Here is a 22,459-nt window from a genome sequence, read left to right as displayed (position 1 = left end):
GGGCGCAGTGCGGTATGAGTGTGTGGCATTGACCTGTTAGTGCTCGCGGACTGAACGCCTCGTTGCCTCGGCGCGTACATCCCGAGTCTATCGAACTCGTCTTCTACGAGTGGTCTCGGTGGTATCTCTTTTCCAGGTGGGTTTCGAGCTTAGATGCGTTCAGCTCTTACCCCGTGTCACGTGGCTGCCCGGCACGCGCCCTTTCGGACGACCGGTACACCAGTGGTGACCAATCGTAGTTCCTCTCGTACTATACGATCGTTCCCGTCAGATACCGTAACACCCCCAATAGATAGCAGCCGACCTGTCTCACGACGGTCTAAACCCAGCTCACGACCTCCTTTAATAGGCGAACAACCTCACCCTTGCCCGCTTCTGCACGGGCAGGATGGAGGAACCGACATCGAGGTAGCAAGCCACTCGGTCGATATGTGCTCTTGCGAGTGACGACTCTGTTATCCCTAAGGTAGCTTTTCTGTCATCTATCGCCCGCATCAAGCAGGCTGATAGGTTCGCTGACCACGCTTTCGCGTCAGCGTCCCTTGTTGTGCAGGACACTGTCAGACTTCCTTTTGCTCTTGCGCTCTATTCCGCGTTTCCGACACGGATGAGGAAATCTTGGGGCACGCTCGATATCTTTTCGAGCGTGTACCGCCCCAGTCAAACTGCCCGGCTACCGGTGTCCTCCTCCCGGAGTGAGAGTCACAGTCACTAACGGGTAGTATTTCAATGCTGCCTCGGTGGCCCGCTGGCGCGGGTACCTGTGTAATGGCTCCTACCTATGCTGCACATTAGCGACCGTGTCTCAGCGACAGCCTGCAGTAAAGCTCTATAGGGTCTTCGCTTCCCCTTGGGGGTCTCCAGACTCCGCACTGGAACGTACAGTTCACCGGGCCCAACGTTGGGACAGTGACGCTCTCGTTGATCCATTCATGCAAGCCGCTACTGAAGCGGCAAGGTACTACGCTACCTTAAGAGGGTCATAGTTACCCCCGCCGTTAACGGGTCCTTCGCCCCATTGTACTGGGTGTTCAGATACCCGCACTGGGCAGGATTCAGTGACCGTACGAGTCCTTGCGGATTTGCGGTCACCTATGTTGTTACTAGACAGTCGGAGCGTCCGAGTCACTGCGACCTGCCCCTATCCGGGGCAGGCATCCCTTATCGCGAACTTACGGGACTAACTTGCCGAATTCCCTAACGTCGGTTGCTCCCGACAGGCCTTGGCTTTCACCGCCAGAGCACCTGTGTCGGATCTCGGTACGGACGCTATGCTCCCTTTTCACGGGCCCTAGGTAACATCAACTTGCGCTATCTCCGGCTTCGTTCGCTTCGTGCCATTACGGCTTCCACGAAGTTCCCAGATTTGACCGGGCGAGTGCCCGGCTTGATGGTTCCCAAGGCGTCGGTTTTGTTGCATAGCGGCACAGGAATATTAACCTGTTTCCCTTTTGTCTCATTCGAGTTGCGGTGAGACTTAGGACCGGCTAACCCTCGGCTGTTCAGCATTGCCGAGGAACCCTTGCTCGTAAGGCCGTCGGGGGTCTAACCCGACTAACGCTGCTACTATGACCAGGATTTTCGTTCCCATTCGGTCCACGTGAATTCTCATCCATGCTTCCATCCGAACGGAATGCCGACCTACTCGATCACCGTGTTACGGGTGCGGCCAGGTCTCGGTGGTAGACTTGAGCCCCGATCATTTTGGGCGCCTCAAACCTCGGCCGGTAAGCTGTTACGCTTTTCTTAGAGGGTAGCTGCTTCTAAGCTCACCTCCCGGCTGTCTAGGGCTTGAGACCACCTTCGATCGCACTTAGTCTACACTTTGGGACCTTAACCCAGCTCTGGGTTGTCTCCCTCACGGTGCACAGGCTTACCCCGCACACCGGATTCCCTGCGTCGATGGTGTCCGTAAGTTTGGAGTTTGACAAGGGGGCCGACTTCTCTCGAAGTCGGCGCCCCTAATCGGTCGCTCTACCTCACGGACGACCTCGGCAGAGGTCATGCTTCGACATGTTTCGGTCGGAACCAGCTGTTGCCAGATTCGATGGGCCTTTCACCCCTATACGTAGATCACGAGAGGGTATTGTAGGACACCAACTCTAACAGGCCTCCACGTGCCTTTCGGCACGCTTCGCCTTGTCCACGCATAGATCATCTGGTTTCGGGTCGCATCCGATTGACTCCCCGCCCTTGAAGACGGCGGCCCTCGCCCGTAAGGGCTGCGGCCATGTCGCTTTCGCTGTGCCTTCCCCGATGCACGGGTTAGGCTTGCCAATCAAATGCACTCCCTGGTTCGTTTTTCAAAACGTACGACAGAACACCGGCTTCCTCTAAGTCCTACTGCAGATTCGCATCTGTGTCGTTTGTTAGAGGACCTTGTGTGCTCTGTCGCTCTATCGCCAACTGATTTCAGGCTCTATTGCATCTCCCTTTGTGGGATGCTTTTCAGCGTTCGCTCACGCTACTTGTTCGCTATCGGTCTCGAGACGTGTTTAGTCTTCGCGGTCGATGCCCGCGATATTCACGAGGGATATCCAACCCCCGATACTCTGGAACTGACGCACGCTTTACTTGGTCATGTTACGGGGCTTTCACCCTGTGTCGCGCTCCGTTTCAGGAGACTTCACATGATCGTTCGAGCGCTGAGAGTCAGTCCGAACACCACATTGCCCGTGAGGGCTTCGGTTTGGACTGTGTCGCGTTCACTCGCGGTTACTGACGACATCTCTTGCGGTTTCTCTTCCTGTCGATACTAAGATGTTTCAATTCTCGACGTTCCCCATTGCGCGAAGCAATTGCGGTGGGGATTCCCATTCGGAAATCCTGAGTTCTTAGCCTCCGTGCGGCTCCCTCAGGCTTATCGCAGCTTGGCACGTCCTTCATCGGCGCTCGAGCCGAGCCATCCACCAGCTGGCACAGTAGCCACGCTGTTGGAATCGCACTGTGACCCGGTTCAACTCGGATCCAGTGGACGCCTGGATTGCACGTACATACGGTTGTCATCGTCACGTCCTGGTAGTATCAGGAGCGTACGTCGAACCCTTCCTACTCACGCTTTCACGGAGTAGTGCATCGGTTAGTGTGGATTGAATCGTTGCGCCGTCTCCCACTTAAGGGACACGGTTCGATTCGCCCCACGACATGGACCCACTAGGAGTCGAACCTAGGGCTTCCTCCTTGCAAAGGAGACGCTCTGCCACTGAGCTATGGGCCCGTCCCCTCGACGGGGAGGGTGTGTTCGTTAGCCCTGGTAGTTCTAAGGTGCTCGGTCGATTTCACGACAGGGTCGTCGAGGAACCCTCGTCAGTGGTTCGTCGTGTGAGGACGAACGGTGTGGGCCAGGTCGTGTCGACCTGGTCCCGTGTGTTAGGAGGTGATCCAGCCGCAGATTCCCCTACGGCTACCTTGTTACGACTTAAGCCCCCTTGCGAAGCCCAGATTCGACCCGGGAACCGGGCCTCATCCGGACCTCACTCGGGTGCTTTGACGGGCGGTGTGTGCAAGGAGCAGGGACGTATTCACCGCGCTCTTCTGAAGCGCGATTACTACCGAATCCAGCTTCATGAGGGCGAGTTTCAGCCCTCAATCCGAACTACGACCAGGTTTAAGAGATTACCGTCCTCTTTCGGGGTTGGAACCCGTTGTCCTGGCCATTGTAGCCCGCGTGTAGCCCAGCTCATTCGGGGCATGCTGACCTACCGTTGCCCGTTCCTTCCTCCACTTTAGCAGTGGCAGTCTCCGTAATGTACCCAGCCACCACGAGGGTGCTGCTGGCAATTAGGGATGCGGGTCTCGCTCGTTGCCTGACTTAACAGGATGCCTCACGGTACGAGCTGACGGCGGCCATGCACCTCCTCTCAGCAGGTCAGGTAAGCTCATCACACTGACCGTCACTCCTGCTGTCGGAGCTGGTGAGATGTCCGGCGTTGAGTCCAATTAAACCGCAGGCTCCTCCGGTTGTAGTGCTCCCCCGCCAATTCCTTTAAGTTTCATCCTTGCGGACGTACTTCCCAGGCGGCTCGCTTCTCGTCTTCACTACAGCACAGCACACACTCGTAGTGTGTGCCATACTTAGCGAGCATCGTTTACAGCTAGGACTACCCGGGTATCTAATCCGGTTCGTGACCCTAGCTTTCGTCCCTCACCGTCGGGTCCGTCTTCTCGAGGCGCTTTCGCCACCGGTGGTCCGTCCAGGATTACGGGATTTCACTCCTACCCCGGACGTACCCCTCGAGTCTTCCGGCCCCAAGCCAGCTGGTTTCCGCCGGACGCCCACGCGTTGAGCGCGTGGATTTCCCGACGGACCTGTCTGGCTGGCTACGGACGCTTTAGGCCCAATAATAGCGGCCATCACTTGGACTGCCGGTATTACCGCGGCGGCTGGCACCGGTCTTGCCCAGTCCTTATTCGTACACCTCCCTACGGTGTACAAAAGCGAGGACTATATGCCCTCGCACTCGGAGTCCCCTTATCGCACTGTCGTGCAGTGTAAAGTTTTCGCGCCTGCTGCGCCCCGTAGGGCCCGGAATCTTGTCTCAGATTCCGTCTCCAGGCTCTTGCTCTCACAACCTGTACCGATTATCGGCACGGTGGGCCGTTACCCCACCGTCTACCTAATCGGCCGCAGCCACATCCTATAGCGCCGGAGCGTTTGTGGCTCTCGACACTCCAGTCTGAGAGCCGTATCCAACATTAGCCTCAGTTTCCCGAGGTTGTATTGATCTACAGGGTAGTTTGGCCACGTGTTACTGAGCTATCTGCCACGGGTCTCAACCCGTGCGACTAGCATGGCTAAATCGGACTCCGATAGCAATGGCCTCCGGCAGGATCAACCGGAATGGTTGCCGAGCGCATGATGGCTCGGTGGGTTTCTGGCGGAGACACATCTATCGTGTCTATCTTCTAGGTCCGTTAGTTCGACGACACTGATCGCGGAAGCGACCGAGTATCACCGAACTACCAGGGCTAACATCAGATCCCATCGTGTACGGCGGACCGCAGGGGTGGAATCCTCATTGGCGACACCTTCTCATCGGCAACCAGGGGATCCCTGGTATACCTGAAAGGTAATCTGTGCCATCGGAACAGATCGATTGTCCCGAGCACACTATTGCGCACTTCAGATTCCGGAGTGAGAATACCGTTTCACACTCCGGAATCTTGGGCGACCCAAGAGGCGTGAACCACGGGACGCCGCATCCAATACTCTGTATCTGCCGTACCAATTTAAATACGTCGAATCGATACCGTATTGTGAATCGTTTTCGTACACCACAAACCAAAAATAGGATCTCATCTACTACAAATGAGCCTCCGATGATCTAGGTGATGTACTGTCGGAAGTAGGGCAGTTGCACAGAGGCCGACGTTCATATACATTGAGTTCATACCTATCGATGACACGGAGTTCTTCCAGATGCAACAACCCCTCCCGTCCTATGCAAAGGAGGTATTGGAAACGCTCAAACCACATATTACGGCAGCAGATGGCCGACTATCCATTGACGAGGCAAAGAAACGCCTTTCCGACGAGTTTGAACAGGCAACTGTTGATGTTGCGTTAGAGCACCTTCTCCAACACGGCTACCTCTACGAAGTGAACGGCCAGTTACGAATTACTGAAGACCGGACATGAATACCCAATTTTGGGTAGTCTGTAGTGTAATAAGATCCTAGTATATTTCGCCAAGTTCCGGGAGAGCAATTTCTATATTATGATTAGGTTTTTACGAGGAAGGGAATGACGGGCGACACTCCAGCGGTTAGACTTCGATTGTCTCTGTGACGTTATTCGTTGTTCGCCAATCGTGGCAACTAAATCGTCGAGCGTGACAATCCCGGTGAGAGTATCCTTTTCGCCAACGGCAAGGATGCGACGTGCGTCGCGTCCGTCAAACGTGCGATATTCTAATTCTCTCCGCGTCCGCGCGAAACGCGATCTCTCCGCGTCCGCGCGAAACGCGACCGGATTTTCAGTCATTACGTCTTGCCGGTAAATGCGACCCCATCGTGATGACCGCAGGTGCGACGTCTCAGTTCGTAACAAAAGCAGATTCAGAAGTAACTGATTCCCACGGTTCAACCTTGGGATAAAACAGCTCATAATAGATGACTATGAGTAACAAATACCAATCGAACGTTTTTAGCCCGCAAGAACACAGCCATCGCATATGGGTTTTGGGAGTTACGACGAATCCGAGCAACAGAATCAGGAAATGAATACAGACGATGACAGTGAAGGCGTGAGCGTTCACGAGGACGACCACGAAGGGGAACTGACGTTCGAAACTGATGCCTCGACCGACGATCTCGTCAACAAACTCCAAGATATCAAAGACAATCCCGAAGAGGAGTAACAGGCGCTCCCGCGAGTGGAGTATCGAATTCGTTGTCGTTCCCACTTTATTCCGACTACTAACGTGAACCGCCTCGGGGACAAGCCCCGAGGCTTCCCGTGGATTACTCGGACACACCCATCCGGCCATCAGTATAGTGGCTTCGAGCGGTCGGGTGGGTCACGGTCGGGGCGTCCACGGCCCCCGATGCCTGCCGTCGCACCGTCCGCACAGTGGGAAGGCTGTTGAGAGCAGGCACAGTCCAATTGAGTTGCTTCGCGCCTTTCTTGGCGACGTTCACACTCGCGTTCCGGTCGGCGTGGTCTTGGCGGCCGCACTCCAGGCATTTGAACCGCTTCTTCTGCCGGTTACACTTCTCGGTATGCTCACAGTTAGTGAGTGCGCACATCTGACTGGTGTATTCAGGGTTAATCCACGCGGTTGGAATGCCCTCGAACGTCGCTTTGTACGACGTGTAGTACTGGAGGGCGCGGAACGGCAAGTGGTGGAGTCGCCGGTTCATTCGGGTTCCGTAGTCAATCGAGTCGCGCATCTCTTTGAGGTCTTCAAAGACGATGCACGCCCGCTCGAACTGTTGGCACCACTCCACGATATGTCGACTCACCTTGTGAAGTCGGTCTCGGACGTATCGTTCTTCCCGGCCTTCCAGCACGTCGTGAACGCTGTCTTTCCCCGCGTTCTGCACGCGCTTACGCATCGTAAAGTAGCGGTGGCGCTCGAACTTGATTTCGGGGAACTCGATGACGAGCGAGTCTTCGACGCCCTGTTCGGAGAGCGCGGTGAGCGCCACGTTGTCCTCGTTCACGTCTACACCGACGACGGTCTGTGAGTCCTGCTTGTCCCGAACCGTCTGCTCGGTGTTGGTGACGTTTACGTGCAACTCCGGCGTACCGCCACGCCAGAGGGCTTCGGCCGTCCCGATTCGCCATTCGTCGCTTTCGAGTGCCGTTCGGAGAATGTCAAGATGGGCGTCGTTACCTCGGAGAACGCCTGTGACGTGCTTATAGGGTTTCGCGCTAATCCGGAACTCGACACAGTTGTCGTCGCCGAGTGTGAGGTTGTAGCCTTCCTCGTAGTTCGCCCGAAGCGGGTACGGCCCGGTCGTGGTGTGGCTTGGTTGGTCATAGTCGTCGTACTCGTAGTAGTTCTCCATCGCGTCCAAGGCCTTCGCCACGACGCGCTGAGTCGTGTTCTTCACGAGGTCGGCGTCGTCGGCTATCCGCGTCGAAATGTCGTCCCAGTCCACGTCCTGCTTGGCGAGGCGGATAGTCTCGTTGTACACGTCGCGGGCTTCACGGGTAGCGTCATGGAGCAGGCGCTTGTTGTCGCTCTGGATGGCGAGTTGGAAATCCAGCGTCTTCACCAACGCCTGTGCGTCGGTCATTCTTCGTCTTGTTCGGTGGGTTCTGAGGTTCGGACGACTTTCACGTCGGCCCCACACCAACGTTTCGGGACGGTGACGTGGGCGCTGTTCCCGAACGGTTTAACCTCGCCGTCGAGAACTTCCTCGCCGTCGATTTCAAAGCGATTCGCCATACCCTCGTATATACAATGTATATACTTAACTGTGTCGGAGACTTGGCCTCAATATGGGCGAGAAGCGGTCGAACCACACGGTGTACAACGTCAACTACCATTTTGTGTGGTGTCCAAAGTACCGGCATTCGATTCTCGCCCACATCGGGGACTCGCTTGAAGCGAGTTTCCACAACGTGTGCGACCGGTACGACTACGAGATACTGTCACTGCATATTTCGCCCGACCACGTACACCTCTTTCTGTCGGCGTATCCGAAGCATTCGCCGACTGAGATTGTACGCACGGTTAAGAGTATCACTGCCCGCGAGATGTGGCAACAGCACGAAGCGTACCTGGAGGAATATCTCTGGGGCGGCGGGTTCTGGGAGGAATCGTACTACGTCGGGACGGCAGGCGAAGTATCGAGCGGGACGATTGAACGGTATATTGAGCGAACGGAGCACGTGTAATCGAGCTTACGGCCTTCACCCTCGGGGTCAAGCCCCGAGGCACTCGGCCTCCTATTTCTGTAGACGCCACATCTGTCTTTCCAGTATTCTATCGTAAAAATATACCTCGTGTACCCCTACCCGAGGTGTTTCAACAACGTTCGAGATGTCGTAAATACTTTCGGTTCCCGGGAGACTATTGAATACACATACCAAGATTTGGTGAAGACGGAATCATCTGTGTGATCGCATTATCTAACGAGATTGTGAAACAGATACGGTTTTCGTAAGTAAATATTTGGACAAGATATCCGGACGGTCCGGTGTTGGTAGTGGGATCAATCGTCGCGATTCTCAAGACAGAACTGTTAACTTGCTGCGGTACCGAAGATAAATCGTCACCGTTCGCAGACGCTTATACTGTAGGGATGGGACGTCCGATGAGGCCACTCGGCTGAGGACCGGACGCAGGAGGCCCCCATAAACGACCGGCGCGCTCGATATGGGACCTTCTGCTCTTTTGCCATCCGCAACACAATTTAGCTATCTGAGCCTCTGACATCTCTATTCCTTCTACTCCGGATATTGTCCTTGATCAGATAACACGAAGCAAGTATCCGGATAGTTTTTCCGTGGCTAAGAAAACCATACGGTATGAGTGAAGATTCAGGACAACGAAATCTTCGAATGCCGGACGACAACGAGTTATTCGGCGTTGTAACCGAACACAACGGCGGTAACCACGTGCGCGTCCAGTGCGAGGACGGAAAGAGTCGGATGGGTCGTATTCCCGGACGAATGAAGTACCGCACTTGGATCGAAGAGGACGATGTCGTCCTCGTCGAACCGTGGGATTGGCAGGACGAGAAAGCCAACGTCGAATGGCGCTACACGCAACAGGACGCCGACCAACTCCGCGCAGAAGGCCACATCGAATAGACTGCGCCCGATTCGACAAGACGAATATCGGGTTCGGACTATGACGCTTGATATTTTTGTCTCTCAAGGAGAGAGATAGGAAGGGAATAGTGGTTTCAGAGACATCACGCTATACCGAGCGCAACAGAAACCTCGTGATCCACTAAAACTGGCTAAATTAATCTTTCCCGCTTAGAACTCGAACACGTCAATCCCCGGAGAGAGAGAATATGTGAGTTCTGACCAAGTGGCGAAGTACTTACTGAATCCCCGAGCACTCTTCTCCCGTACACGCAACAACGTGGCGATGCAACCCGTGCTGTAACTTTGCTCGTAGAGTTCAGACGCGATAGGGAGGCCAGTAAGTAAAATCAGAAGCCCTTTTCCCGTGTGCAGAATAGCACCGAGGAGAACATGGGCTCGACGCGATCAGAGTTCTATTCCCTGTATTTGACGCGGTTTGCTGGCAGTCTCGGCTTTATTACCATCCTTACACTTCTTCCGACATACATTGATGTCCTCGACCCCTCGGGCGTTGCAGTCGGGCTATTCATTACCGCATTGGGGGTTGGACGCACGGTCGCTATCGTCCCTCTCAGTTGGGCTGGCGACCGCTACGATAAACGGACCATCCTCCTCATCGCTCTCGCGACAAGTGTCAGTGCGTATCTCTTGTTTGCGGCGATTTCGAGTAGTATTGGGTTCATTGCCGCACGGACGTTACAAGGCCTCGGCATCGTCGGCACCGGACTCATCAGCCTCGCGTTAATCAGTGAACTCGCTCCTCCTGGCGACCGCGCGAACGTCATCGGCAAGTACAATTCGTGGCGGATGGCTGCTGGCATTATCGGTACGCTCGGTGCCGGACTCCTCTACCAGCAGTTTGGCTTCACACCTATTTTCGCGATTCTCGCACTGCTCCTCACGACAGCACTGTTCGGTGTATGGCTGTTCATCGATCCGGACGATACATCAGTTTCTGAGTTCGCGTTGTTCGATCTCGCGCTCAACCGACGCATCCTCACGCTCACGAGTTTCCGTGCACAGTACGCAGTGGCAGTGACACTCGTTCGGAAGTGGGTGCCAATCTACGTCGGCGTCTCTGCTGCACGTGGCGGTCTCGCACTGAGCCCATTCATTGTCGGCACCGTTATCGCTTCAGAGAAGTTCATGAACATGGTCTCCCAACCGTACATGGGCCGTCTCTCGGATCAGTATGGACGGGCCCTGTTCGTGTTCGCTGGCGGTGGCATCTACGGAGTCGTAGCACTCGCAATTCCGTTTGCTGGCCCCATTGGCTCGACGCTCGGACTGCCTGCGACACTTCCCGTCCTCGGAGATGTCTCTCCGGCGTATCCGGCGATTTTACTCCTAAACGGCCTACTTGGTATCGCCGATAGTCTACGGGAACCAGCGAGTATGGCACTGTTCGCCGATGAAGGAGAAGACGAGGGGATTGCGAGCAGCTTCGGAATTCGGTCGCTGGTCTGGCGTCCAGGAGCAATTGTCGCACCGATGGTCGGCGGGTATCTGATGAGCGCCGTAGGGATGGAGTGGGTGTTCTTCCTTGGAGGTGCCGCCGCCGTAAGTGGTGTTCTAACGTTCTTCGTCATCCTCTCGTCTGCCCACGGGCGACGTGCGCTCGCAGAATGGTAATTAAAGATGAGAACATCATCAAGGGTTACGGCTCGGCTGTTAACTATTCGAACGCTAGAATCGTACCCGCGACGAGTATCGTAGTCGGTGCTGAAATCGCGTGTGAAGCGTCGCTAATCTATCTCTCGTAGTTGACGGGACGACGGCGGTGGGCGTCTGCGGGCATCAATTTCTTCTTTCCGTTCCCTGTGCTCTCATCACTTCGGCAAGTACCGCTACTGTCTCGTCAGGATAATATTGGGCACCACACCCAGGGCAATCAGCAACGGTGAGGTACTGACGGCCCTCTATAGGATATAAGAGCGTGTGGGCTGGCAAGGTTCGTTCGCTGAGGTCGGTGCCACAGTCCGCGCAGGGGAGGTCAGTTTCAGTGGTCATGGTTGTGGATAGCTACCCGGCCCCGTCAAGAGGTTAGCCCGCGGCTGACCGCCGAGTGGGCGGTAGGAGCATCCGGCACGGCGCATCTCAGAGCAGTGCCATCGGAAGCCTCCTGCTGGCGGCGAACCGATAGGCGAACGAAGAAAGGACGGGACGGAATCTTTCGTGCCCTCTAATATCAAAGAGGCCGCCCTATATAAGTTACGTCCGTACTTTCGACATATTCACACTCACACAATTGGCGATAGTGGACAACGAGGACGATATAGAAATACCATGCGCCGCCACGGAACCACCAGCGTGGAAGGTTTACGCTCTCCCCCTTCGGAGAGAGCAGAGGGGGCGTGACGACCATCGTCGATGGAGCTCATATCGTCGTAATCGCGTCCGAGGACGGCACCTACGCGTTTTGGAACAGTGACCACGAGTTCGAACAGACCAATAATGGGACGTACGAGGCCAACAGAACCCATCGGACAGGGACATGGGTGACCCTAGGGAGAACAACCCTCTCTCAAGGAAGTACCCGCGAAACAGTTGCCACGTGGCAGGGCGACCACGATTCGACTGCGTCTACTCTATAACGACGAGTTAGAACGTGATGATTTCGTAGTCGTCGACGGGCGCCGACTACTGGGATGGCCCTCGCTCTCGTTGAGCGTCACGACGGCGGCGTTCTGAATCGTATCGTTAGCGCTCACACCGACACAGTAATCACAGGCGAATGCGCTCTCACTGGCCGCCGCATAGAGGTCGTGGTAGTTGTGGTCCTCGTCTTCGAACATCCATGGAGTCCCAGCGCCGTCGAAGACGAGTTCGAGTTCGTCGCCATCCGTCTCGGCGAACTCCTTAGCAACTTCGAGAGAACCATTGAAGTTGATGAGGTAAAGACTGTCAGATGTACACCGATGACGAAGATTCTCCAGTTTTCAACGCCCTCGTGTAGCCAGTGTCCGCAACAAGCCGAAATTCTCCAGTCGCTCACTGCGACTCGACCGAATATCGAGTTTGAGAAGATCGACGCAACTGAAGCGACAGACCGAGCGAACAAGTACGGGGTTCGGTCTGTACCATCAACAATTGTTCTTGACGGTGATGGAGAAGTGGTTTCGAAGTTCGATGGTCTAACGCAAGCCACCGCAATTAAGGACGCACTGTAATAGGAGGCATTTCTCCGACCCCAGCAGTCCCGAGAACCATCAAGTCCTCCCGAGGGGGTGATGTACTCCGCAACGGAGAACGGTAGGTGACTTCGTGAGAATAAGTGTACGGCACGACGGACGATTGGGAGGGAATCCGTGACCGCCTACATGAACGAGACATCAGACTCGTTATGAATCTTGTCACCACACTTCCGACGAGCGTGAGTGGTTCCAAAAATCGCGACACGAAGGATCTCCCTACAGCGGCTACTGTATCTGGAAGTCGGGAAATCCAGACCAGCCACCCAACAACGGGGGATCTTGGTTCTATGAGAATAAGACCGACGAAGCCGCTGTCGGAGTAAGGTTACCGTGGTAGAAATGAAACCCGTTTGACTCGAATATTCATCGATAAGACATGAGTTAAACCGTTGAAGCACAGTCATCGAAACAGGGTTACTACTTAATAGCATGTCCGGGAAATACGACCTCGTGATTGTCGGCGGTGGCATCAGCGGCGCAGCACTTCTGTACACGACCGCGAACTTCACCGACATCGACTCGATCGCGCTCGTCGAAAAGGAATCGGAGATTGCCGCGATCAACTCAGACTACACGAATAATTCGCAGACCCTCCACTTCGGAGATATAGAGACCAACTACACGTTCGAGAAGGCAAAGAAGGTGAAAGAGGGCGCAGAAATGCTCGCAGGTTACCTCGAGAACCACGATCCGAACCGGGAGAGCCACGCGAGGCGTAGCAAGATGGTTCTCGCGGTCGGCGACGAAGAGGTCGCGGAACTCGAACACCGCTACCACGAGGAGGGATTCGGCGATCTGTATCCGAAACTCCGAGCGATCGAACGCGACGAAATCGCGGAACTCGAACCGAAGGTCGTAGAGGGCCGCGACCCGTCCAAGGACCTCCTCGCGCTCCAGACGCCCGACGGGTACGTCGTCGACTACGGCGCGACTGCGAGATCCTTCGTCGAGCAAGCGACCGACGAGTCGAACGTCGACGTCTACACGTCCACGGAAGTCACCGACATTACCGAGACCGTCGACGGCTACACCCTCGGTACGACCGAGGGAACGTTCGACTGTGACGTCGCCGTCGTCGCTGCCGGGTCCCACAGCCTCCAAATAGCGAAGGAGCTCGGGTACGGTAAGGACAAGGTTCTGCTCCCCATCGCGGGCAGTTTCTTCCTCGCGAACGACTTCCTGAACGGAAAAGTGTACACGCTTCAAATGAAGAAGCTCCCGTTCGCCGCAGTTCACGGGGACGCCGACGTCCACGACCCCTCCATCACGCGGTTCGGACCGACCGCGAAGCTCGTGCCGACTCTCGAACGAGGTCGACTCTCCACCGTCGAGGACTTCCTCGACGTGTTCGGACTGAACGTCGAGGCGTTCCAGAGCTATGCCAGTATCCTCGCAGACCGTATTCTGCTTCCGTACGTCCTCCGGAACCTCGTCTACGATTTACCGGAGGTTGGCCCGCGAGCGTTCCTTCCCCACGTGCAGAAAGTCGTCCCGAGCGCCGGACTCGACGATATCGAACGTGCAGAAGGTTACGGCGGCGTTCGTCCGCAGATCGTGGACACAGCGGAGAAGTCCCTCGATATGGGTGAAGCCAAGATCGTCGGCGACGACATCATCTTCAACATCACGCCATCGCCGGGTGCCTCGACGAGTCTGAAGAACGCCTTGCGGGACACGCAAACGCTAATGGAATTCTTCGACGGAGATTACGAGTTCGACGAGGAGGCGTTCCGGGCAGACACCATCGACAACTTCCCGCGGCCGACTTCGGACGATCCCGTTCTCCACGCGAACGATTGAAAGGACTCTACTCGGGAGAACAGCCTCTCCCCTACGAACGCCAGACGCGGTAGTTCCACCCTCGAAGTGACGTTGTGGGAGTCGGTTTTGAGTCGATGTGTAACTCCACTTGAGACCGGGTAACACCGGGAGTTGAGAGTCTGATGTGGCGGTCTGTGCACATTCAAGCGGCGGGGTTCGCGAGATGCGCCGTCAGGTCTCGCGCCACTTGTGGCCGCACTCGACACAGGTGAACAGCCGAACCTCGTAGGAGCCGCCCGGCTTCGGCATCATCTCGTAGTAGGCCCGGTCGCTGTCGCAGTCGTCCGTCGGACAAGACTCCTGCATCGTCTCGGTGGAGCCCTGGGTCGCGTCGGCCACGTCAGGTGCCCCGTCGTCCCGCTGTCCATCTTGGGTCGTCATCGCCGCTTCTGCTTGCGAGTCCCGCGACTCCTCGTTCTCACAGGAGCGACACACCCACGTGTCGCCCTCCGTGTGCATCATCGAACCGCACTCGTCACAGAATCGCATATAAAACACGTCTACACGGCCGTCGGATATATGTGTTAACTTCTGCTCCGTCGCGGGTTGCGGGCAACTGCTCGTGTTGACTGATCTGTATACCTTCCGAACGGCTATTCTGGCAAGAAAGGTGCCGAGAAAATGGGAGCCGAGAGAACCACTTCCGGGAGTATTTATAGTTGGCACACAGATAGTTAGATAACCGAAAGATGCGCTGTCCCGTGTACGGTCGCGGGAAGTGACGTTCGATAGATAATCGGAGGATGGCAATTCTCCGTTCCTCACTCGACGCCACCCCTATGCCATATCGTTCTCACGGAGTCCAAATCTGGTACCGTACTCGTGGACTGCTATGATCGGCAGTAACCATGGAAATCGAAATCGCAACTATCGGCGGCTACGAGGAAGTCGGCCGCCAGATGACAGCAGTCCGTGCCGGAGACGACATCGTCGTCTTCGACATGGGTCTCAACCTCTCTAACGTACTGATTCACGACAACGTCCAGACCGAGCAGATGCACTCGCTCGATCTCATCGACATGGACGCGATTCCAGACGACCGCGTCATGAGTGATCTCGAAGGCGACGTGCAAGCCATCGTTCCTACTCATGGTCACCTCGACCACATCGGTGCGATCAGCAAACTCGCCCATCGTTACAACGCACCGATTGTAGCGACTCCATTCACGCTCGAACTCGTCAGAGAGGAAATCCGAGACGAGGGGAAGTTCAACGTCGAAAACGACCTGATAAAGATGGAAGCTGGCGAGACGATGGGCATCGGCGACCACTGCGAGCTCGAGTTCGTCAACGTCACCCACTCCATCATCGACGCCATCAATCCAGTTCTGCACACGCCCGAGGGTGCAATCGTCTACGGTCTCGACAAGCGGATGGACCACACGCCAGTGATTGGCGACCCGATCGACATGAAGCGGTTTCGGGAACTCGGTCGCGAGGGAAACGGAGTACTCTGTTACATCGAAGATTGTACGAACGCAAACAAGAAGGGGCGCACTCCGAGCGAAGCCGTTGCCCGAAGTCAGCTACGAGACGTGATGATGAGCCTCGAGGACTTCGACGGCGGCATCGTTGCGACGACGTTCTCCAGTCACATCGCCCGGGTCACGAGTCTCGTCGAATTCGCGAAGGAAATCGGGCGCGAACCGATACTGCTCGGCCGGTCGATGGAGAAGTACTCCGGGACAGCTGAACGTCTCGGTGCTACGACCTTCCCCGACGACCTCGGGATGTTCGGCCATCGCAAGTCCGTGGATCGTGCGTTCAAGCGAATTATGAATGAGGGCAAGGAGAACTTCCTGCCGGTCGTCACGGGCCATCAAGGCGAACCACGAGCGATGCTCACTCGAATGGGTCGCGGTGAAACACCGTACGATCTTACAGATGGTGACAAGGTCATCTTCTCGGCAGGAATTATTCCGGAACCGACGAACGAAGGGCAGCGATACCAATCCGAGCGCCTCCTGAAGATGCAGGGCGCACGCATCTACGACGACGTCCACGTCTCCGGCCATATCTCCCAAGAGGGTCATTACGAGATGCTCGACACGCTTCAACCCCAACACGTGATTCCCGCGCATCAGAATATGAGTGGCTTTTCCGGCTATGTCGACCTTGCAGAGAGTCAAGGCTACAAGCTTGGCCGTGATTTGCACGTGACTTCGAACGGGAACACCATTCAGTTGGTTTGAGCAGATTCGAGGAGGCGCTCAAAAGAGAACTGGTATCTCTTATCCCGTCTGCAGTCTAGATATGACGGACGACTCCGTAGCTGTCGAATTGGACTTCGGTGACGATGGACTGATTCCCGCGATTGCCCAAGACGTCGAGACGGACGAGATTCTGATGCTCGCGTACGTCTCACCGGATGCACTCGAAGAAACTCGGAACACAGGTCTCGCACACTACTACTCGCGTAGTCGCGACGAGTTGTGGCAGAAAGGTGGCTCTAGCGGCCACAGACAGCGTGTCGAGGAGATTCGCGTTGACTGTGATGGAGACGCACTGCTCTACCGTGTCGAACAGGAAGGGGGAGCGTGTCACACGGGATACGAATCGTGTTTCTATCGAACGCTCAATGGTGAGACAGTCGGTGAGAAAATCTTCGACCCTAACGAAGTCTACGAGTAGCGATAGAAAAGAGACGGAATCGCTGGTAGAGAGATTTTGGCTTGGAGAATAGCGGGAGGTGAATTTGAATCACCGATCTCCAGGTTATGAGCCTGGTGGAATCTCCGGGCTATCCTATCCCGCTACTTCATCGTTCTTCTGACGAGGGATAAGTATTGAGAAATCACCTGCAGTTGTGAATCAGGTGGATCCACTAGTTGGTCGGGTCCATCGCTAGGTAACCTAACTCGTAGTCTTGGTGTATCCCCCCTTCGATAGGCTGTTACGATGATCACAATTGCACTCGAAGTTATTGTACTCGCTTAATTCGACCTCCTGCTGAGTATTACAGTTCCGACACGAGACAGTAGGCAGACTCTCTGTTTCTATTCGCGGGAACTTAGGTTCGTTCGCTCTACTCAGAACTACTACTCCGGCGTATTTGAACAACGCAGTCGTTGCAGCGCCGAACGCCATCCTGCCTCGGAAGCCAGTTCCGGAGGCCTTGAAGACTGACACCCGTGTAGAGCCTGCGTTCCCGTCCTCCGATGACCTCCGGGAGAACTTGTACGTCCGCGACGAGACGGTGACAGAGTTCGAGGACGCGGTGGATTTCGAGGCGAAGCCGTTCCTTCGTGAACACGGCGTCCCGAATGAGACCGGACGGGAGATTCAGGATGCTACGATACAGGTAGCGAAAAGCAATCTCGAAGAACTCGCCAAAGTCAGTCTCGAAGGTCGTGGCGTCGATATCGAAGATGAGAAAACATCGAAGTCGATTTCGCGTCCTCCAGAGATAGGAAACACGGGGTAAACGGAATATATCACCCCTCAGTGCAACAACGTCGTTCGGTTATTCAGAGAGCCGATTCTGTATCTCTTCGATGGTAATCAGGAAATATTTTGCCCGTCAGGACGGGTTAGGAGCAGCGTCGAGGCTAGTCTACGGAGTCCGGCCGGTGAAGAATACAGACCCCGTTGTTCCAGTGCTCTGCCTATGGAGCGATAGAACGTAGAGTCGAGAACCACCCCGCTTTTCCAGTGCTTTGTCCTTCTCGGTAACGAGAACGGAGGTCGAGAACTACTCCACTGTTCCAGTGCTATCATCAGAGACTAGTTCATTCGAGGGAGACCCCGTTGTTCCAGTGCTATTCGTTGAACTGTAAACTCGTTCGGAGAGACACCCGATTGTTCCAGTGCTTTCTCTATTATCGTGGGATGGAAAGAAGGTGGTTGACGGGAAAACCCGCAGTCTCGCTTCTTTTGCTACGTGGGTAATGAGGGGGAGACCCCGTCGTTCCAGTGCTTCTGTGGGAGTCGATTCGGTGCCGTAGTCCGTTTGCCAACATTCCAACCCCAACGTTCCAGTGCTTTTTGCTGTAAGAACGAGATAGCGGACGTAACTCGTGCAATACCTGCCAAAGAAAGCTCTCTATATCTGGATAAGTTCTAATACGGGTATGGTTTAAAACATCTTGTAATAAAACCATCGGTTCTAATACGGCAGTTATTTTGACGGTTTACCGTATTGGGATAGCACTGGAACGCTGGGGTGTGGGGGTATTTTAAAGAACGCGTAGCACTGGAAGCACTGGAAAGGGTGGTCCGATGATTTTATACTTCCCGAAGAAGACGTACTCAGCAACGACTGGTTCATGACCGCGTACGAATTCAGTCCACAAGCGTTTCCGTACGAAAACCGTGAAGCGTTACTGGACGACTACACCCCTGACACCCTTGTTGGCCGCGATAGCGAACTTGAGGAGTACCACGCTGCCCTCCTTCCCGCCATCAACGGTGAACAACCCGATAATATCTTCCTCTACGGTAAGGCCGGTGTCGGGAAAACTGCCAGCACTAAATTCCTCCTCGACCGTCTTACCAGCGACGCCGACAGACACGACGTCTCAATCCACACCGAGTTCCTCAACTGCGACGGACTCAACACCTCCTACCGCGTCGGCGTCGAACTCGTCAACAATTATCGCTCTGCCGACGAACAGATTAGCGAATCCGGTTATCCCCGGTCCCAAGTGTACGACATGCTCTGGGAGGAACTCGACAAACGCGGTGGCCTCCACATTATCGTCCTTGACGAAGTAGACCATCTCAACGACGACTCCATCCTCTACCAGCTCTCCCGCGCTCGCGAAAACGACAACATCGAGACTGCCCGTATCGCCGTCATTGGCATTAGCAACGACCTCACGTTTCGCGATTCACTCTCTCCAAAGGTCCGGTCATCACTCTGTGAACGCCAGATCTCGTTCTCGACCTACGATGCGAATGAACTCCAAGACGTTCTCAACCAACGCCACGAAGTCGCCTTCCAAGACGGTGCTCTCTCTGATGACGTCATCCCACTCTGTGCAGCATATGGGGCACAGGAGTCTGGCGACGCTCGCAAAGCCCTCGATCTGCTACTCAAAGCTGGAGATAAGGCTCGAGAGGAACGCGAACAAGGTTCTAACAACGACCACCCTGATACGGTCACTGAGAAACACGTCAAAGAGGGACGGAAGATGCTCGAACGAGAGGAAGTCCACCGGGGTATAATGGACCTTAGCGAGAACGAACAGATTGCACTCTACGCGCTCGCAACACTTCACGCGGAAGGCGAAACGCCGATCCGATCACGCAAGCATTACGAGCGGTACAAACTCCTCTCCGAACGTGCGAAAGACGACTCGTTCACCAGTCGCTGGATGCGCGACCAAATGGACGACCTCGCAATGCTTGGCTTGGTCAGCGTCGAGAAGAAAAACGAGGGACTGGATGGTGGTCAATATCGTGAACACGACCTCGCCCAAGACCTCTCCGTCGTCGTTGACGCACTATCAGACGTTATCGACCTTGTCGGCGTCCACGATTCCGTCCGAGAACACATCGACCGTACGGAATAGTTCGTCGTTTCTCTATCCCCATTTCGGTGTTCTACTGGCAATTTTCGATGTTCTACTGGCAATACCAGTGGAAACACGTAGAACTCTGGAAGTCGTTCTCTGATGGTACAACTAGTCTCTGGCGTAGAACAGTGATGTCGGCCTTGTTAAGACGCCAAACACGGACTCCTGTAATTCGGTCGGTTCAAGGTTCAGTTCCTCAACGATCCCGTGCATCTCGTGGAGAACATCGAGGAGCCGCCGATATGGAAGGTCAAGGTATTCGCGGAGACCTTGGGTTCCAACGATTACTCAGTCACCATAGCCACCGTCGCCCCAGTAGAGTTATCCCCGGAATATGAAACGAGAAATAAAAGAGCCGCTCTCAGTATCCGAATCTGAACCTATTCTGTCGGCTTCATCTACCTCCGCTTCCTTGACCATCCGTTCGAGCCGTTCTCGGTGCAATCCGTCCGGTACGTCCTCTGCATCATCGAGCCAAGCGTATCGGCCGAACTGAAACGTACGGTGGATTTCTTTGACTGGAACCGGAGAGGACAGGTTAATTTGTCCTCCCTCCTCGAGAATCCGCGGCTCCCGTCCCCTCCGCATGACGGTCAAGACTCCCACAAGACGGGCACTCGTATGCCTCCACGTCCCGTTCGCTAAGCCCCATATGTACTCCCCCACGTCGTTCGACTATACACTTCTGGCGGACGGCGCTATCGAGGTTCGCTCACTCCTCGATCAATCGTCGTCAGCGGGGGTCTGCGGTCGGCTCTCAGGTTGCTGTAGTGACCCGTCCCAACTCTCGTACCCGCCGGCCATGCTCGCGACCGTCGCATCGTCGGCGTAGGCATCAATGAGGCGCGCCGCCTGCTGAGACGTCTGACCGACGTAACAGGCGACAACGACCTCGTCACCCCACTCTCGCTCATCGACGACGTCCTCGAGGTCGTCTAACGGAATGTTCTCCGCAGCGGGGATGTGCCCCTCTTCGTAGTCGTCCGCGTCCCTGATGTCGATAACGTCGGCGGTTTCCGGGTCGACATCTTCGGGGTCGATTTCCGTGACAGTCATTGCTTCCAGAGGTAGATTCGATAGAGGCCGTTTCCACTGCGCCACACCTTCGCGTCGGCCGCGTCGTCGACCGCTCGCGGAACGTTCTCAGTTGACGGGACGTGGTCGGTCTCTTGGACGAGTAATTCCCCCTCGTCCAACTGTTGTATCGCCTTTTTCGCCTCGACCTGCGGATACGGACAGACCTCGCCGGTCATGTCCTGTACCTCCGAAGCCTCCTCGACTAGTTCCTCGGCCGTTTCGTCGTCCAGTTCGTCCGGGCTGTCCGTCACGTCGTCTAGCGATGGTCCGCTCATGATTGTCGTTGTGTGTAGATTGGTTGGTTGTCGTTCGATTCGCTATACTGCACAGCCGACGTCGCGGTAGATCCAGTGGGTCATCACGTAGACGCCGGCGACGATGCCGATCGTCGCGATGAACGAGTGGACCGACAGTTCCGCGAGGCCGGAGTAGATGTTTCCGATGTTACAGCCGGGAGCAAGTCGCGACCCGGCACCCATCAGGAACCCGCCGCCGACGGCGTTGGGGATGCGCCTGCGCTTGGGGACTCGGATCGAGAAGTCGCCGCTCCAGAACGCGGCGATGAACGCCCCGGCGATAACCGCCGTGATCATCACCATGTCGACGGTGAGTCGAACCCCCTCACCCTTGAACAGCACCGAACCCCAGTACGTGTACGAGCCGCTATCGAAACCCACCCGTTCCAGCAGGTACCCGGTCCAGCGGGCCTCGGGGCCGGTGACGCCGACGATGGAGACCTGTGTGAACCAGAGGACGGCGATTGCGGTGATGCCGAGTGCAGCGGTAATCGGGTTCCACGGCCGCTTCGACGCGGCGACCCAGTCGTCGATCTCCCGGAACCCGTGGATGTACTGTTTGCTCCCGTGGACGAGCGACTGGAAGCCCGCTACCGGCGCGGACGTCCGGTGCCCACCGTCGGCGGCGACGGCTTGGTCGGCCGCGCCCTGCTGCCGTTCGCGGCCGACGACCGTCGCATACACGACGACGACGCCGACCGTGACGAGCAGTGCGAGCACCGGTGCCGGGACCGGCGAAACCGTGAACAGCGACACGCCCTCACCGAACGTGAGCGGCTCGAAGTACACGGTCTGGAGCGTCGGGAACAGCAGCGTGAAGACGACGTATCCGACGCCCATAGCGGCCAAGGTGAGCCAGAAGTGGAGGTAGCCCTGCCCGGCCCGGTAGAGCGTGCCGCTGGCACAGCCGCCGGCGTAGGTCATCCCGATGCCGAAGACGAACCCGCCGACGAGGCCGGTCAGCCCCCAGCCAGGGGTCCAGAACCCCTGATAGTAACCAAGTTCGTACGCGATGCTCCAGAACAGCATCGTGAGCGTCGTCGCAGCGAGGACTCCCTTCGTCACACGCGAGTCCTTGAACGCGAACAGGTCGCGGAACGCGTGGACGAAGCAGAATCGGCCCTTCTGGAGGAACACCCCGAGACCGATACCGACGACGGCTGCGATGAGTAGTTGCGATACCATTCGTTCCGACGGACGTACTTCAGCCTTTAGTCGATCACTCTGTCTACCGGTACTGCCGACGGCTATGACGGTCGTCTCTCTCTCTGATTCAGACGAGGGCGT

17 protein-coding genes, 2 tRNA genes, 2 rRNA genes and 1 pseudogene are annotated in these 22,459 nt (G+C 55.9%); 11 read left to right on the top strand and 11 right to left on the bottom strand.

Going from position 1 to position 22,459, the window contains the following annotated elements; genetic code table 11:
• Positions 1-17 precede the first annotated feature (17 nt).
• From NGM06_RS22005 to NGM06_RS21995, 3 genes are all read right to left on the bottom strand, one after another.
• A 23S ribosomal RNA gene (locus NGM06_RS22005) occupies positions 18-2,934 on the bottom strand.
• Positions 2,935-3,145: 211 nt separating this feature from the next.
• Positions 3,146-3,217, bottom strand: a tRNA-Ala gene (locus NGM06_RS22000).
• Positions 3,218-3,371: 154 nt separating this feature from the next.
• A 16S ribosomal RNA gene (locus NGM06_RS21995) occupies positions 3,372-4,842 on the bottom strand.
• The 16S and 23S rRNA genes sit together here with 1 tRNA gene alongside, the layout of an rRNA operon.
• 577 nt (positions 4,843-5,419) lie before the next feature.
• On the opposite strand from NGM06_RS21995, the gene NGM06_RS21990 reads away from it, so the two are divergent.
• Positions 5,420-5,638 (top strand): hypothetical protein, encoded by a 219-nt coding sequence (locus NGM06_RS21990; protein ID WP_254270536.1) that lies wholly within the window; start codon positions 5,420-5,422, stop codon positions 5,636-5,638.
• A 535-nt stretch (positions 5,639-6,173) separates the two neighbouring features.
• The gene (locus NGM06_RS21985) at positions 6,174-6,359 is read left to right on the top strand and encodes a DUF5786 family protein (protein ID WP_254270535.1); all 186 of its coding nucleotides are present in this window, start codon (positions 6,174-6,176) and stop codon (positions 6,357-6,359) included.
• 103 nt (positions 6,360-6,462) lie between these two features.
• Here the strand turns inward: NGM06_RS21985 and NGM06_RS21980 are convergent, their stop codons facing one another.
• Positions 6,463-7,743, bottom strand: coding sequence for an RNA-guided endonuclease TnpB family protein (locus NGM06_RS21980; RefSeq protein ID WP_254270534.1), 1,281 nt, complete (start codon positions 7,741-7,743; stop codon positions 6,463-6,465).
• Positions 7,740-7,895 carry a DUF2080 family transposase-associated protein gene (locus tag NGM06_RS21975; RefSeq protein ID WP_224215044.1) on the bottom strand — a complete coding sequence of 52 codons (156 nt, stop codon included), beginning with the start codon at positions 7,893-7,895 and terminating at the stop codon, positions 7,740-7,742. Before NGM06_RS21975 ends, NGM06_RS21980 begins: the two co-directional genes overlap by 4 nt.
• A 53-nt stretch (positions 7,896-7,948) precedes the next feature.
• On the opposite strand from NGM06_RS21975, the gene tnpA reads away from it, so the two are divergent.
• From tnpA to NGM06_RS21945, 5 genes are all read left to right on the top strand, one after another.
• A complete protein-coding gene (gene tnpA / locus NGM06_RS21970) occupies positions 7,949-8,347 on the top strand; it encodes an IS200/IS605 family transposase (protein WP_254270533.1) in 399 nt (132 codons plus the stop codon).
• A gap of 633 nt (positions 8,348-8,980) precedes the next feature.
• Complete coding sequence (locus tag NGM06_RS21965) at positions 8,981-9,265, top strand: translation initiation factor eIF-1A (RefSeq protein ID WP_256568012.1); 285 nt, start codon at positions 8,981-8,983, stop codon at positions 9,263-9,265.
• Positions 9,266-9,658: 393 nt separating this feature from the next.
• Positions 9,659-10,900 carry an MFS transporter gene (locus NGM06_RS21960; RefSeq protein WP_254270741.1) on the top strand — a complete coding sequence of 414 codons (1,242 nt, stop codon included), beginning with the start codon at positions 9,659-9,661 and terminating at the stop codon, positions 10,898-10,900.
• 1,016 nt (positions 10,901-11,916) lie between these two features.
• Positions 11,917-12,438 carry a thioredoxin domain-containing protein gene (locus tag NGM06_RS21955; protein WP_254270531.1) on the top strand — a complete coding sequence of 174 codons (522 nt, stop codon included), beginning with the start codon at positions 11,917-11,919 and terminating at the stop codon, positions 12,436-12,438.
• Positions 12,439-12,891: 453 nt separating this feature from the next.
• Positions 12,892-14,262 (top strand): FAD-dependent oxidoreductase, encoded by a 1,371-nt coding sequence (locus NGM06_RS21945; protein WP_254270530.1) that lies wholly within the window; start codon positions 12,892-12,894, stop codon positions 14,260-14,262.
• Between the two features lie 192 nt (positions 14,263-14,454).
• Here NGM06_RS21945 and NGM06_RS21940 read toward each other — a convergent pair whose 3' ends face one another.
• Positions 14,455-14,772 (bottom strand): RPA12/RPB9/RPC11 RNA polymerase family protein, encoded by a 318-nt coding sequence (locus tag NGM06_RS21940; RefSeq protein ID WP_254270529.1) that lies wholly within the window; start codon positions 14,770-14,772, stop codon positions 14,455-14,457.
• Between the two features lie 359 nt (positions 14,773-15,131).
• Between NGM06_RS21940 and NGM06_RS21935 the strand changes: the two genes are divergently transcribed.
• Together NGM06_RS21935 and hisI are read left to right on the top strand one after the other, a co-directional pair.
• Positions 15,132-16,475, top strand: coding sequence for an RNase J family beta-CASP ribonuclease (locus tag NGM06_RS21935; RefSeq protein ID WP_254270528.1), 1,344 nt, complete (start codon positions 15,132-15,134; stop codon positions 16,473-16,475).
• A gap of 61 nt (positions 16,476-16,536) precedes the next feature.
• On the top strand, positions 16,537-16,914 hold the full coding sequence (gene hisI / locus NGM06_RS21930; RefSeq protein ID WP_254270527.1) for a phosphoribosyl-AMP cyclohydrolase: 378 nt from the start codon (positions 16,537-16,539) through the stop codon (positions 16,912-16,914).
• A 49-nt stretch (positions 16,915-16,963) separates the two neighbouring features.
• Here the strand turns inward: hisI and NGM06_RS21925 are convergent.
• A tRNA-Met gene (locus NGM06_RS21925) sits at positions 16,964-17,038 on the bottom strand.
• A gap of 297 nt (positions 17,039-17,335) precedes the next feature.
• Here NGM06_RS21925 and NGM06_RS21920 point away from each other — a divergent pair.
• Both NGM06_RS21920 and NGM06_RS21915 read left to right on the top strand, forming a co-directional pair.
• Positions 17,336-17,707, top strand: coding sequence for a DUF7970 domain-containing protein (locus NGM06_RS21920; protein WP_254270526.1), 372 nt, complete (start codon positions 17,336-17,338; stop codon positions 17,705-17,707).
• Between the two features lie 841 nt (positions 17,708-18,548).
• On the top strand, positions 18,549-19,796 hold the full coding sequence (locus NGM06_RS21915; protein WP_254270525.1) for an orc1/cdc6 family replication initiation protein: 1,248 nt from the start codon (positions 18,549-18,551) through the stop codon (positions 19,794-19,796).
• A 165-nt stretch (positions 19,797-19,961) separates the two neighbouring features.
• On the opposite strand, the pseudogene NGM06_RS21910 reads toward NGM06_RS21915, so the two are convergent.
• The 4 genes and pseudogenes from NGM06_RS21910 to NGM06_RS21895 form a co-directional block, all read right to left on the bottom strand.
• Positions 19,962-20,111: pseudogene (locus NGM06_RS21910) on the bottom strand (IS5/IS1182 family transposase); the annotation flags it as partial.
• Positions 20,112-20,522: 411 nt separating this feature from the next.
• A complete protein-coding gene (locus NGM06_RS21905) occupies positions 20,523-20,900 on the bottom strand; it encodes a rhodanese-like domain-containing protein (RefSeq protein ID WP_368410514.1) in 378 nt (125 codons plus the stop codon).
• Entirely contained in the window at positions 20,852-21,151 is a 300-nt protein-coding gene (locus tag NGM06_RS21900) for a sulfurtransferase TusA family protein (RefSeq protein ID WP_254270524.1), read from the bottom strand. Before NGM06_RS21900 ends, NGM06_RS21905 begins: the two co-directional genes overlap by 49 nt.
• Positions 21,152-21,193: 42 nt before the next feature.
• Positions 21,194-22,357 carry a YeeE/YedE family protein gene (locus NGM06_RS21895; RefSeq protein ID WP_254270523.1) on the bottom strand — a complete coding sequence of 388 codons (1,164 nt, stop codon included), beginning with the start codon at positions 22,355-22,357 and terminating at the stop codon, positions 21,194-21,196.
• Positions 22,358-22,459 lie beyond the last annotated feature (102 nt).

The organism is Halorussus aquaticus (assembly GCF_024218795.1).
GTDB classification, from domain to species: Archaea; Halobacteriota; Halobacteria; order Halobacteriales; family Haladaptataceae; genus Halorussus; species Halorussus aquaticus.
Note: the sequence above shows the minus strand (reverse complement) of the source record. Positions and strands in the feature narration are given on the sequence as shown.